The sequence below is a fragment of the Limnospira indica PCC 8005 genome (assembly GCF_000973065.1).
Classification (GTDB): domain Bacteria; phylum Cyanobacteriota; class Cyanobacteriia; order Cyanobacteriales; family Microcoleaceae; genus Limnospira; species Limnospira fusiformis.
Map to the genome: position 1 here is coordinate 5,913,374 of NZ_FO818640.1, position 13,263 is coordinate 5,926,636.

Consider the following 13,263-nt stretch of genomic DNA (forward strand, 5'->3'; position numbering starts at 1 on the left):
CGCTTTTGGGCGCGGAACTATAGAATCGTGCAGCATGGAACCTGGGGGAATAGGTTTCCATTAATTAGGTTTCCGCAGGATAGATTCCGCGATATCATAACAAAGGCACACAAAATTTAACATTTTTGCTAAAGTTAAGTTACAGGATATCGCAAATATGCCAGTTCAAGTTGGAGACCTCGCCCCCGATTTTACTTTAACCTCCCAGACCGGGGAATCGGTTAGCCTCAAAGACTTTCGGGGTAACAAAGCAGTAGTGCTTTATTTTTACCCTAAAGATGATACCCCAGGATGCACGGCCGAAGCCTGTGCCTTTCGGGACAGTTACACGATTTTTCAGGAAACTGGGGCGGAAGTTATCGGAGTCAGTGCGGACTCCCCCGATGAACATCAGAAATTTGTCGGTAAGTATAATTTGCCTTTTACTCTGTTAAGTGATAAGGGAAATCAGGTGCGGAAATTATACGGAGTTCCAGCCACCTTATGGATACTTCCCGGTCGGGTGACTTATGTAATCGATAATCAAGGGGTAGTCCGTCACATTTTTGATTCCATGTTGGATTTTAAAGGTCATGTGGATGAAGCCTTAAAAACTTTGCGTTCTATGTCTGCTGTCTAGGTGGACTTGGGGCAAAATTCGAGCGGGCTATAATGCCCGCCCTGGTATGATTAGTATTTATTAAAATCTTTATCCTCCGCTTTCTCAGAATTACATTGAACCATTCTATATAGATAGTCATGAAATGAAAATTAATAGCTCTGCTTTTATTCCCATGCAATTTACCGCCAAACATCTTGATTTTTCGATACATGAAAGCCCGTTAAAAACGTTACTATTAAATGGGGAAAAAGTGGGAGTTATCCTAATTGAGATGACGATCGCTATCATGGCAGGATGGCTTTTGGCTTCCTTAAATATGCCAGTAGGATGGCTGATAGGTCCGATGATTGTCGGGATTTTATTGGCTCTAATTTGGCAGAAGTCTACACCTTTACCCAAGTCTTTTAACCTGGTCGGACAGGCGATCGTTGCTTTAACTACTGCTACTCGATTTTCCCCCGAAACTTTGATACTCGGTAAAACCTACGCTTTACCCCTATTAGGTTGTATTGTAGTAACAGGTGCCATGAGTGTCTGTAATGGCTATCTATTATGGCGGTGGGCGAAAATCGATCGCACTACCGGATTTTTAGGTTGCATTCCCGGTGCTGGTCCTAGTTTAGTAGCTATCAGTGAACAAATGGGTGCTGATGCGATCGCCGTCGCCGTCCTCCAATATATCCGCATTCTCCTAGTCGCTTTAATTATCCCCACCCTAGCTAGTTTCTGGTTTGCTTCCCCTGGACTTCCAGAAATGCCATTAGTCTTATCTTCCCCTACTTCCCTGTCTAGTCCCCCCCACGCCCCAGCTTTCCTTAACTGGCTAATTATCAGCGTCTGCGGCGGTTTGGGAGTGTGGCTAGGACCTTTGCTGCGGCTTCCTTCTTCCCTATTTCTCGGCCCTTTTTTGGCGGGATTAATTGGCTTTTGGAGTTTACCTTATACCTTTGAAATGCCACCCCTCGGCTTTACTGTCGGCTTGCTATTCGTCGGACTCGGTACCGGTCTTAAATTTGATGGGAACACCGCCAAAAAGTTAATCAAAGCCGTATTAATTGAGGTAATCTTAGTCATAGTTTTAATTTTAAGCTGTTTAGGGGTTGGATATATATTCCATCTAATTACTAAAGTTGACACCATGACCGCTATTTTAGGCTCAACCCCCGGCGGAATTACCGCTATGATAGCCACAGTCCTACAACTAGGGGGAGATTCCGGTTTGGTCATGGCTATGCAGATGACCAGAATGCTATTAATTCTGCTAATTGTACCCTGGATTTTACAGCAGATGATGATTGACAAAAAAGAATAACCAACTCTCCACCAGATCTCATGTAGGGGCGGGTTCGCCTATATCCTTCCCTCCTAGGGATAAGATAAATCAACCCGCCCTCTGAGGGTTCGCCTATATCCTTCCCTCCTAGGGATAAGATAAATCAACCCGCCCTCTGAGGGTTCGCCTATATCCTTCCCTCCTAGGGATAAGATAAATCAACCCGCCCTCTGAGGGTTCGCCTATATCCTTCCCTCCTAGGGATAAGATAAATCAACCCGCCCTCTGAGGGTTCGCCTATATCCTCCCCTTCTAGGGATAAGATAAATCAACCCGCCCTCTGAGGGTTCGCCTATATCCTCCCCTTCTAGGGATAAGATAAATCAACCCGCCCTCTGAGGGTTCGCCTATATCCTTCCCTCCTAGGGATAAGATAAATCAACCCGCCCTCTGAGGGTTCGCCTATATCCTCCCCTCCTAGGGATAAGATAAATCAACCCGCCCTCTGAGGGTTCGCCTATATCCTCCCCTCCTAGGGATAAGATAAATCAACCCGCCCTCTGAGGGTTCGCCTATATCCTCCCCTCCTAGGGATAAGATAAATCAACCCGCCCTCTGAGGGTTCGCCTATATCCTCCCCTCCTAGGGATAAGATAAATCAACCCGCCCTCTGAGGGTTCGCCTATATCCTCCCCTCCTAGGAATAAGATAAATCAACCCGCCCTCTGAGGGTTCGCCTATATCCTCCCCTCCTAGGGATAAGATAAATCAACCCGCCCTCTGAGGGTTCGCCTATATCCTCCCCTCCTAGGGATAAGATAAATCAACCCGCCCTCTGAGGGTTCGCCTAGGAAATGTAATAGGTAGCAGAATCTACTTCTGTGGTTGAGGGTTCCGTGGGTGTTTCCGTGGGTGTTTCCGTGGGTGTTTCCGTGGGGGAGTCTGTGGGGGAGTCTTGGTAGACTAACCGCCAAACTAAATAACCACCTGCGATCGCCAAAATCAATAAAGCCAGAATCAATACAGCCTGTTTCAATCGCTGGAGACGAGTAGCCCTCTTGTCAACAGAAGTCACAGCTTCTTCTTCCATCAAGGCGCGTGATGCTGCTGTAAATTCCGACTCTAAGGGTGGCGACTCTTGAGTGGTCGCAGTGGGTTCGACCAGAACCAATTTTTGAGGAGAAACCCCAAAATAAGTTAGAACCACCGAAACATTATCCCGACCATTTTGAGTATTAGCCACCTCAATCAAATCCCGAACCGCTGATTCTAGGGATTTTTCGCCCCGTAAAACTAAAGGCGCATAGTCCGCCCAAGTTTTCTCAACCCATTGGTTGTCACTGAGTCCATCAGAACACAACAAAAGTAGACCATCAGACTCAATGATAAACCGTTGAACTGCCGGGCGCAAAAATTCTGCCTCTCGGGTTCCCAAGGCTTGAGTTAAAGCGCCGCCATCCCGGCGTTGTTTAGCATCCCAGTATACAGCACGACCCAGACGCACTTCCCGGATGGTAACATCATCATCAATGGTCAACTGTTGACAAGACTCCGGCGTTATCCAATAGGCGCGACTATCACCGACATTAACAATATAAAGTTCATGGGCATTGTTAAAATCGAAACCAGAGCCACGTCTAGCGTGTTGTGGGAGTTGTAGTGCCATAACTAGGGTAGTTCCCATGCGCTGCTTAGATGAGCGTTCCTGCTCATCATTTTGGGCGGCAATGACATTATTAACAACTCTGGTAATTTCCTGAAGTTGATGGGCGATCATCAGGGGGGAAAGTAGGGTTTCCTGTTGCTCAACTTCCATGATGAAACTGTGAATCAAGGGCTTAATCGATTGGACAGCCAACTGACTAGCAATTTCGCCACCTTCATGACCCGCCACCCCATCACAAACTAAACTCATGTAGGGGATGAGTCTGTCATTGGGGTAAATATCGGTTTGCTTGAGATCGGTAGCTGTGGGGTAGCAACAATCTTCATTATGCGATCGCATCATACCCACATCTGTTTGACCTGCTACTGCTATATGTAAGGGCAACTCAGATGCTTGTTCTAGTAAGATCTGGTTAAGTTGAGTGGCGATCGCTTCTATGGCATCTTCTGGGCTATGGCGTAGGACTTGCACAATATCCTGTAAAGGCTGGCGGACTCTCTGATGGGCAGTTTCAATCAAAACTGACCAAGACTCAGCCAGATCTCGTAGGGTTGGTTGTATCTTACCCTGCTGATGTAACTCCCGCAATCGTACCCGCCACCCAGTTACTCGCAGGTTATGCTTAATTAGTAAACTATAGGTAGTTCCCTGCTCACACAGAGGAATCCACAATTGTAGAATCTGCCATAGCCAGTAAACTTGACGGACTGCTGTGGCTTCCGGCCATGCTTCTACCAACGAGGGGTATAAATTGCCGCGATCATCAACGGGGATATTATCCAGAAGCACAATCTCAACCATATCCTCAGCAGCAGTCAAGTTGTAAACCCCATAGACGCTGGGAATATGGAGGTGGTAAGGATACAGATACAAATAGGATGCGATCGCATCAGATAAGCGATCGGGAAGCACCGGAGGGACTCCTGGCTTAGTATCCAACCAAATTTGGGGCGCCGTCACATAGTAGCGGTTTCCAACTATTTGTCCCGATTGCATGGACTGAGCCGCAGAACCCACCGCCCACAAATAGCGATAGGTTAACGGTGTCTCACAGGTAGCACAGATTTGCTCTCCCAAGACATTGCTAGGTTTGGGACAGACCGGGTTCGTGCAGTAGATCGGGGGTGGTGATGAACTGCTGATTTGCAATAGTTTATGTAAAGACACTCTGAAGATATGTTGCCGATAGGACTCAACCAGGAAAATCAAATATAAAATGATTGTAGCTCCTGTTGATCATAGCAATCCATTAATCATCAAATTTGCGCTATCAACTCTAGCGCCCTAAATTACCGGGAGGCTTGTTAAATCGATGTTTGCCAATCCTACACTCGTTTGGTTGCTGGCCGGGGCCGTGTTATGTTTGATGGAGTTATTTCTTCCTACGGCCTTTGTCGAGTTTATGATGGGCGTAAGTGCCTTGGTAGTGGCTGCGATCTCTTTGATCTTGCCTAATGTTCCCATACAAATAGCTCTCTGGATGATATTATCCGTGGCATCTATAATGGTAATGCGCCGTTTATTGCCACACCGTCGGGTTGCTATCCTGGAAGAAGCCACAGAGGCTGAAACTTTGACCGAAATTTTGCCGGGACAAACCGGACGGGTAATTTATGATGGGATTTCTTGGCGGGCACGTTCCGAGGGAGAATATGCGATCGCTCCTGGACAAAAGGTCCTGGTTGTCAATCGAGAAGGAAATACCTTAATTGTCGTTCCTGAAAAGTTAATCAATTCCTAACTACTTGATTGGTCAGAAGTCTATCCTGGTCAAGCTGTAGAAATATGCTCATCCGAATTTAACACTAGAGGAAAATCAACCATGGAACAGCTATTTTTGATCATTATTTTACTCTTCGGTGGCTCGACACTGGCAGGTTCTGTCAAAATTATTAATCAGGGCGATAAAGCCTTAGTCGAAAGCCTCGGTAAGTATAATGGCCGTACCTTAGATCCGGGTTTAAACTTTCTTGTCCCTTTCTTGGATCGGGTGGCTTATCGGGAAACTGTCCGGGAACAAGTCCTTGATATTCCTCCCCAAAAATGTATTACCCGCGATAATGTTTCCATTAGCGTTGATGCTGTCGTTTATTGGCGGATTATGGATTTGGAAAAAGCCTGCTATAAGGTGAATAACCTACAGGCTGCTATGGAAAATATGGTGCGAACCCAGATCCGTTCCGAAATGGGAAAACTAGAACTTGATCAAACTTTCACCGCGCGCACAGAAGTTAATGAAATGCTATTGCGGGAATTGGATATCGCTACTGACCCCTGGGGTGTGAAAGTCACACGGGTGGAATTGCGCGATATTTGCCCTACTAAGGCGGTAATGGATGCTATGGAATTGCAGATGTCTGCGGAACGACAAAAACGCGCTGCTATTCTGGCTTCCGAAGGAGAACGAGAATCTGCTGTTAACTCCGCTAAAGGTCGGGCTGAGGCGCAAGTTTTAGCTGCTGAAGCTCAACAAAAGGCTGTGGTACTCGAGGCTCAAGCACAACGTCAATCTCAGGTTCTCAAAGCCCATGCGACGGCGGAAGCTATCCAAATTCTAACTAAGACTCTCCAAAGTGACCCGGAAGCACGGGAAGCCTTGCAATATCTGTTAGCCCAAAACTATATTGAGATGGGAGCTACTATCGGTAATAGTGATAGCAGCAAGGTCATGTTTATGGACCCGCGATCTATCCCCGCCACTCTCGAAGGTATGAGATCTCTGATTTCTGATACCCCTAGTTCTTAATTCACTGATCCCCATCGACGATTCAGATATGCACACAATGTGGTTTTTGTCAAGACTCCTAAAAATGGCGATCGCCTTAGTCCCGCAAAACTCGTGCATCGTGAATTTTTAATTTTGGTCGTAGAATAATCCTAACCCCGACATAATCGGGGCTTTAGGCTTTTTTTTTGCGCCTAGACACAAGAGGCCCTTGGTAACGATTTATCCGATGATACCATAACCCCTATAATCTCGTCAACTATTTGCGAGATATTTTCAATTAAATTGTATTAATTCTTAACAATATTTTGAAATTTAAATCCATTGAGTCGTAAAAATTAGCAAAAATTATATTTGGGGGTATTTGAGGACAAGGGATAATGGATAATTGATAATGGATAATTGATAAACGATTTTAGTAAATAGATGAATTCTGAATCTTGTATTTTTCTCGCGGGTGCGAGTCGGGGTGTAGGTCGGGAAATTGCCAATTGTCTGAGGGGAGGACAAGTAAAGGTTAGGGCATTATTACGATCGCCATCCAGCGGACCAGAACTCGAAAGAATGGGGATTGAAATTGTCATGGGAGATGCTCTCGATCTGGCCGCCGTTGAACAGGCTGTGACAGACGGGCCGGCTATTTCTGCCATGATTAGCACCATTGGCGGTTTACCGAAAGACGGTCAAAGGGCTGATTATTTGGGGAATCGTAACCTGATTGATGCAGCCGTGAAAGCTAATGTAGGAAAATTTATCCTAATTTCCTCCATTGGTAGCGGTCAAAGTGCTGTAGCTCTCCCTCCCCAGGCTATGGAAACCCTGAAATCAGTCTTGATAGAAAAGGAAAAAGCCGAGGAACATCTGATTAATAGTGGCCTCACCTATACTATTATCCGTCCGGGAGGGTTAAAGTCCGAACCAGCGACGGGAAATGGTGTGCTAACGGAGGATTACCGAGTCGCGGGAACTATCCACCGCGCTGATGTGGCGGCTTTGGCTTGCGCCTGCTTGCACTCGGATCAGGCTAATAATAAAATTCTCTCAGCTATCGATCGCCAAATGGCCTATGGTCAAACAGATTTTGAGGTTTTGGATATATAATCATCCTTGAAAATCAACCAATATTTACTTGTTTGAGGGTTGGGGACTGCATATTGGGATCGCCACTGTTCAAAGGTAGACGAATCCAAAATGTAGTTCCTGCTCCGGCGGTTGATTCAAACCTAATCGCGCCGCCATGAGCTTCGACAATGGATTTGGCGATCGCTGTTCCTAAACCTGTTCCTCCCTGTTTTCCATAGGTGACAAAGGCATCAAATAGATGTTCTTGAATAGCTTTGGGAATACCCGTTCCGTTATCTTTAACCATAATCACCCCCCAATTATCTTGAGTGGTAGCAGTGATGATAATCTTTCCCTGTGAATTAGGAAAGGCCTCCACTGCATTGCTGACCAAGTTCTGTAACACCCGTATAATCTTGTTAAGGTCAGCTAGGACGTAGATTCCGTCAGGAATATCAATGACCAATTCTACATCAGAGGAGTGTAAATAGACTCGGTTTAACTTTTCAAACTGCTGTATAATCTCCTCTATAGCCACGGGTTTTAAGAGCAGGCTGGTGCTTCCCCGACTAAATTCTAGGACTTCTTCAGCCATTCCTAACATCCGTTGAATTTGCATGGAAATTAGATCGCACCATTCCTCGGTTTCTTCGTCCGGGTGTAGTTCCCGAATCATGGAACTAGAAAGCTGAATACCTGTGAAGGGGCTGCGAAAATCGTGTACAATGGTGTTGACCATTTCCCCCAATAGTTCCATTTTCTGCTTGTGAACCATTTGGTTGACATACTCGTTGGTGGTGTTTCGCAGTTGTTGGGTAATATAGCCGAATAGCTTGAGGACTACTTGACCCTTTGCGTCTTGGAGAATGGTGATTAGGTTATCCCGTGAGATTTTAGCTAGGGTAGCTCCCCCTAGTGTAGCGATCGCTCTCGCACTGCGTGGCTGTCCGTCTAAGACCCCAAATTCACCAAAAAAGCTATTGGGTCTAGCTACTGTTACCACCTGATAGCGATCGCCTCCTGTGGACTTACTAAACTCTACTTCCCCCGTTAGCACTAAATATAAGTAGTCGGGAACTTCGCCTTCTTCAAAAATTAGGCTTCCTTCTGGGTAGTATTCGACAATAGCCAACTGACAAAGTTTATCCGCCTGTTCTGGCTCAAAATAGCTGATAAACTGATGGGATAGTAAATCCATGAGTATGCACCTGCTCTGCCATTGATATAATAATAGGGTTATCCATTTTGATATACTAAAACAATTTATGCACTTTTCGTCAATCCTGTTTTAGCTGTCATCTATCTCCGTTAAACTTTTCTGGGATTAATTATGACATAGATAGCACCTTATCGACTCTTAATTACTATTAATATTTGTGACTTTTTGTGACTCCAGTTCCCTCATTTGATTGTCAAGATTCTGGGATTTATGGTTGATAGTTTCGCGGGTGTTTCCCGACAATTCTTGTGCCGATGAGTTGATTTCACCGCGCCGAAAGAAGTTTTGATATCCGCCGTTTTCCGCAAATCCTAGAGTTTGGCTATCTCCCCGCTGACTGAGACTTTTAAGTTGCCGGAATTGTTGATTAGTGACGGCAATTTTAGCCTGAGATTCTGTGATATCTAAATCCATAAAATTGCCGGCATTTTTGAGGGATTCAACCGGGTTATTATTTAGGGATTCATAGCTGACAAATAAAAGGCGATCGCTGTCAGTTTTTGCAGCTTCTAAATAACTGTTAATATGACCACACCATTGATTGATTAAATTCAGACAAAACTCATCTATCCCGGAGTTATTTTCCCGAAACTTAGGCGACCTTAGTTGATAGTGATAGTAGGAACAAAGACAATCAGCAGGATGTCGAAATAGGTAGATAATTCGATAATCTGAAATTAGATCGAATGGTTCATGGGTTTTAATAATCCGAAACGGAATTTTAATCCGAGGGTTGCGATACCAGTCTTCAATATCAACCATTAAAACATCTGGGATCACATTACCTCCTGGCTGTGTTGTTTCCCCCCCAATTGTTGAATTACATCACTAAGTAACAATCGCATCTAAGTATTACCAGAACGTGGATAGGAGGCTAGAAATACATCTGTCGGTCGAAAATACCATTGATTTACTTGGTATTTATATGCTGAGGAAAACATCATATCTAAGTGAGATATATGAACCGATGTCACCGATAATATTTGAGGTTTCAGGTGTGAGGTTTGGGATATTACCGCCACCAAAAACCCCAGAAATATGGGAATTTTTACGACACTTATTTATGTCGAATATATTCGTAAATCGACAAATACTGAGTAGCTGGATTTGACCATGAGTAGTCATATTCCATCCCTTGAATTGCCAACTTTTGAAACTCTTTGGGATAGTGATACCACAAGCCGATCGCTCTATCTAAAGCCGATTCTAGTGCCTGACTATCAGTTTGGAAAAACACATAACCATTGCGTTTTTCTTCTTCATGACAGTTGTCATAGTCTCGGTCAAACACTGTATTGAGTAACCCGCCAACCCCCCGCACCACTGGAACTGTCCCATATTGCAACCCAATCATCTGAGTTAAGCCACAAGGTTCATAATTGCTGGGAACAATAATAATATCAGCCCCGGCGTAAATGAGATGGGAAAGTTCTTCATTAAAACCAATTTCGATATGGCAATCAGGGTTATGATTTAGATGATTTTTTTCATGCAAAAACCAGTTGTTAATTGCGGTTTCCGTTGCCGAACCTAACAACACAAATTGAGCTTGGCGATAGAGGGCATAATAAATAGCATGGTGGACGAGATGAACGCCTTTTTGTTGGTCTAAACGCCCCACATAAGCAATTAAAGGTTTATCCCCGTGACCCAGCCATAATCGCTCTCGGAGTGCTTGTTTGTTTTTGGCTTTTTCCGTAAAGGTATCAGCATCATAATGATGGGGAATATAGCGATCGACTCCGGGATTCCATACTTCATAGTCAATGCCATTGAGTACCCCCCTGAATTTATGTTGATGTTCATGAATGGTATGGCCCAAACCATAACCAAAATCGCCATAGTGTGCTTCCCAAGCATGGTGGGGGGAAACTGTGGTGATGAAATTAGAATAGACGATTCCGCCTTTCATCAAATTTAGAGCAAAAGGATTAAAGGGATCTTGGAGGCGATCGTCAGCGAAATAGTAAGATTCCTTATTCAGACCGGTAGCCCACAAAACATTACATCCCGCAATGCCCTGATGTTTAAAGTTATGAATGGTATAACAAACCCGTTGATATTCCATGCCATGATACTTGTAAATCTCGAACAGTAGCACCGGAACTAGGCCAGTTTGCCAGTCATGACAGTGGATCACATCGGGCCGTTTGTTAGTCAGCAACAGAAACTCTAAGGCTGCCTTACTGAAAAAGGCAAACCGCATATTGTCATCATTGCAACCGTAGTAGCAGTCGCGATTGAAAAATAAGTCATCCGAATGGGGGTCTATGAAAAAGCATAATCTGCCATAAACCCAGCCACAGTAAACATCACAGTGTATCGCTGCACCATACCAAGGGACAACTAAATCTCGGTAGGCTTCGTGTAGTCCCCAAATATGGTCATAACGCATACAATCATATTTGGGTAGAATTATCTCTACTGCATGGCCCCGCAGTTCCAACTCTCGGCTGAGTCCGTAGACTACATCACCCAAACCTCCCGCCTTGATTACAGGGGCGCACTCAGAGGCAATCTGTACAATGTACATCTTCACTCCTCTCGTAACAAAAGTTTATGTTCTATGTTTCCTATTGAATCAGGAAAAAGCACCGATCGCTCACCAATGTAGTTTATGACTGATACATTTACGCGACATTTATCCGGCTATTGCCTGACAATGCGACGATAGCACTATTACCCGTTAAGGTAACAGAGGCGGTATCCCGCAAAGCTTTTAGAAAGATTCCAAAAGCACCGTTCCAGTCCCTGGGTAGAGTGAACCCGCACTCAGGACATCGGAACACTTTTGAGCCACCTAGCTGGGAATGCATCTGACCACAGTGAGTACAGGTTTTGCTGGTGTATTCTTCCGTCACATCTACAACTGTGGTTCCAGTTATTTCCCCTTGATGTCTCAGGGTTAGTTTGAATCGATAATGCGCCCATGTCAGCATGGCGCGGGCAGTCTTAGACCTGATTAGACGCTTCACCTTGGCAACCATATCGGAAGTCTCGAAGGTCGGCAGAAAAATTATGCTGTAGTTGTGAGTCAAGTAGTGAGCAATTTGTTTGTGGGCTTCATCAACTAGATTGCGGATTTTGGTTCTCATTCGTTGAGCCGCTTGCCTCATCCGTCGCCTTCTTGAACGACAGGGTTCCTTGGCGATTCGGCTCATCAAATCATCCAAATGTTGACATAGCCTAGTAATGCGTCCTATATCCCCGGAGCCAAATTCCAGAAACCGAGAGCCATCAAACCCAGTTATGAAAGTTCGCACACCCGGGTCTAATGCAATTACGCCATTCGCTTCAGTTGGGGTAACGGCAACTGGTTCAGGGAAAATCGCCAACCATCGACCTTTGGTAAACACCAACTGAGTCCCTTGCCCGCAAGTTTTAGGGATAGCTTCGGAAACCATGAAAGTTAATCCTTTCGTTAGTCTTGGATACCAACTCCCTGAAGAGAAATTAGTATTATTGAACTTAATCCCTTGAGAGCTGTCACGACAACTTCTAAACCTGGCATCAGGACTGGCGGTCAAAGCCTGATAGGCATCAAAGATGGCATTTTGCCGAATGTGGCCGGGTGTTTCTTTGACCCATTCGGGTAAGTCACTCTGCATCACTTTATTGCGTAACTTTAACTTGCTTAGTCGTTTACCACTCCTAGATAATGCAATTGCTTGGTTGTAGCAATACCGACAAGCAGCCAGCCATTTACGCCAGACTTGATTTAGCTCTGGGCTGGGGTAAATCCGGATCTTCTTTGACCTGAGTTTTGTATTTACTCCGTCCGTATAATCTGGAGCTAAAGCAGTGGAGGAGGGCGAGGATGTCCTCAACCATTTCTGGTTCTGGACTGAGACTTGTCTGGTTGAGAACCATGAGTGAGCAACTGTTTTGCTCACAGAGCCATCCAAACAAGTCAAATCCCCATATTGCCAATCGGTCTGGGTGGGCAACGACAACCATGCCGACATCTCCTGACAAATGATGTCCCAGTAAGGCCAGCATTTTCTTTCCCTTGAAGTTGAGCCCGCCTCCGATTTCTGAGACGACTTCTGCTTCGGGGTAGAGGTTGGACAGTGCGGCCACCTGTCGGTTGAGGTCTGACTGCTGGGCGTGGCTACTAACTCTGGCATAGATAACGACTTTGCGTTTGTCACTGCCTGATTTGGCAGTATATCACTCAACGTTGTATCGTCGTTGCCCAGCGGGGGTTCTGATGGTGTCGATTGAGCCATTGTCGTCCCATCTGCGGAGTGTTCTTTCATGGACTCCAAGGATTTAGGCCGCTTCCTTGGGTTTGACATATTTGGCAATAGGTTTATCCTCAACCCTTCTCGCTTATTATACCGTATTGCCCTAAAATATTAACCTAATTTGTGATTAAATCATGCTCCTATTTTCTCTGGTTCTAGGAGTATATGGCAATTGAGGGTCTCAAAGAAATTATTTCCAGGATCAACGGCAAAATGGCTATTCTCAATGAACTTTGATAGATTTGGTGCGCTTGCCCAAGACTTGATGTATAGTCTGAGAGTACAATATCCCCGAACTCAAAAAACCAGTTCTGTTCTCAAAGGCATTCCCTTGGGGAATTGTCCTTTTAACCAGGTTGGGTGATAGATTAGAGAACCTGTGTCCCTCCAGATACTGCTGGCAGATTCTGAGGATGATCCTGGGATCGCTTGAGTATGCGGTAGGTGGCTAAATGGTCCGGTCTGTTAAC

General features: G+C 45.1%; 10 protein-coding genes and 1 pseudogene. 5 read left to right on the forward strand and 6 right to left on the reverse strand.

Translation table 11 applies throughout. The annotated features are described in order from the left end of the window. Positions 1-157 precede the first annotated feature (157 nt). Positions 158-619 carry a peroxiredoxin gene (locus XZ46_RS26220; protein ID WP_006622625.1) on the forward strand — a complete coding sequence of 154 codons (462 nt, stop codon included), beginning with the start codon at positions 158-160 and terminating at the stop codon, positions 617-619. 124 nt (positions 620-743) lie between these two features. Then, positions 744-1,913, forward strand: a complete 1,170-nt coding sequence (locus XZ46_RS26225) for an AbrB family transcriptional regulator (protein ID WP_006622624.1) — start codon at positions 744-746, stop codon at positions 1,911-1,913. A gap of 808 nt (positions 1,914-2,721) precedes the next feature. On the opposite strand, the gene XZ46_RS26230 is transcribed toward XZ46_RS26225, so the two are convergent. Continuing rightward, complete coding sequence (locus tag XZ46_RS26230; protein WP_048895316.1) at positions 2,722-4,707, reverse strand: 4-Cys prefix domain-containing protein; 1,986 nt, start codon at positions 4,705-4,707, stop codon at positions 2,722-2,724. A gap of 145 nt (positions 4,708-4,852) precedes the next feature. Between XZ46_RS26230 and XZ46_RS26235 the strand changes: the two genes are divergently transcribed. From XZ46_RS26235 to XZ46_RS26245, 3 genes are all read left to right on the forward strand, one after another. Then, positions 4,853-5,281: an NfeD family protein gene (locus XZ46_RS26235; protein ID WP_006622619.1), complete on the forward strand. Its 429-nt coding sequence runs from the start codon at positions 4,853-4,855 to the stop codon at positions 5,279-5,281. A gap of 81 nt (positions 5,282-5,362) precedes the next feature. Then, positions 5,363-6,286 carry an SPFH domain-containing protein gene (locus XZ46_RS26240; protein ID WP_006622618.1) on the forward strand — a complete coding sequence of 308 codons (924 nt, stop codon included), beginning with the start codon at positions 5,363-5,365 and terminating at the stop codon, positions 6,284-6,286. 405 nt (positions 6,287-6,691) lie between these two features. Continuing rightward, positions 6,692-7,366, forward strand: a complete 675-nt coding sequence (locus tag XZ46_RS26245) for an SDR family oxidoreductase (protein ID WP_006622617.1) — start codon at positions 6,692-6,694, stop codon at positions 7,364-7,366. 13 nt (positions 7,367-7,379) lie between these two features. Here XZ46_RS26245 and XZ46_RS26250 read toward each other — a convergent pair whose 3' ends face one another. The 5 genes and pseudogenes from XZ46_RS26250 to XZ46_RS31130 form a co-directional block, all read right to left on the reverse strand. After that, positions 7,380-8,525: an ATP-binding protein gene (locus tag XZ46_RS26250; RefSeq protein ID WP_006670610.1), complete on the reverse strand. Its 1,146-nt coding sequence runs from the start codon at positions 8,523-8,525 to the stop codon at positions 7,380-7,382. Positions 8,526-8,684: 159 nt separating this feature from the next. Continuing rightward, the gene (locus XZ46_RS26255; RefSeq protein WP_008056239.1) at positions 8,685-9,308 is read right to left on the reverse strand and encodes a sulfotransferase domain-containing protein; all 624 of its coding nucleotides are present in this window, start codon (positions 9,306-9,308) and stop codon (positions 8,685-8,687) included. Positions 9,309-9,603: 295 nt separating this feature from the next. After that, positions 9,604-11,079, reverse strand: a complete 1,476-nt coding sequence (gene glgA / locus XZ46_RS26260; protein WP_008056237.1) for a glycogen synthase GlgA — start codon at positions 11,077-11,079, stop codon at positions 9,604-9,606. Positions 11,080-11,176: 97 nt separating this feature from the next. Further along, positions 11,177-12,292 carry an RNA-guided endonuclease InsQ/TnpB family protein gene (locus XZ46_RS26265; RefSeq protein ID WP_228116631.1) on the reverse strand — a complete coding sequence of 372 codons (1,116 nt, stop codon included), beginning with the start codon at positions 12,290-12,292 and terminating at the stop codon, positions 11,177-11,179. Beyond that, positions 12,249-12,818 (reverse strand): annotated as a pseudogene (locus tag XZ46_RS31130) (IS607 family transposase). The gene XZ46_RS26265 and the pseudogene XZ46_RS31130 overlap by 44 nt, the downstream one beginning before the upstream one ends. Positions 12,819-13,263 lie beyond the last annotated feature (445 nt).

Bases quoted from the DNA above. Each gene is read 5' to 3' on its own strand.
- XZ46_RS26235 (WP_006622619.1), top strand. From the start codon at position 4,853: ATGTTTGCCAATCCTACACTCGTTTGGTTGCTGGCCGGGGCCGTGTTA.
- XZ46_RS26255 (WP_008056239.1), bottom strand. From the start codon at position 9,308: ATGGTTGATATTGAAGACTGGTATCGCAACCCTCGGATTAAAATTCCG.
- XZ46_RS26240 (WP_006622618.1), top strand. From the start codon at position 5,363: ATGGAACAGCTATTTTTGATCATTATTTTACTCTTCGGTGGCTCGACA.
- XZ46_RS26245 (WP_006622617.1), top strand. From the start codon at position 6,692: ATGAATTCTGAATCTTGTATTTTTCTCGCGGGTGCGAGTCGGGGTGTA.
- XZ46_RS26220 (WP_006622625.1), top strand. From the start codon at position 158: ATGCCAGTTCAAGTTGGAGACCTCGCCCCCGATTTTACTTTAACCTCC.
- glgA (WP_008056237.1), bottom strand. From the start codon at position 11,079: ATGTACATTGTACAGATTGCCTCTGAGTGCGCCCCTGTAATCAAGGCG.
- XZ46_RS26225 (WP_006622624.1), top strand. From the start codon at position 744: ATGAAAATTAATAGCTCTGCTTTTATTCCCATGCAATTTACCGCCAAA.
- XZ46_RS26250 (WP_006670610.1), bottom strand. From the start codon at position 8,525: ATGGATTTACTATCCCATCAGTTTATCAGCTATTTTGAGCCAGAACAG.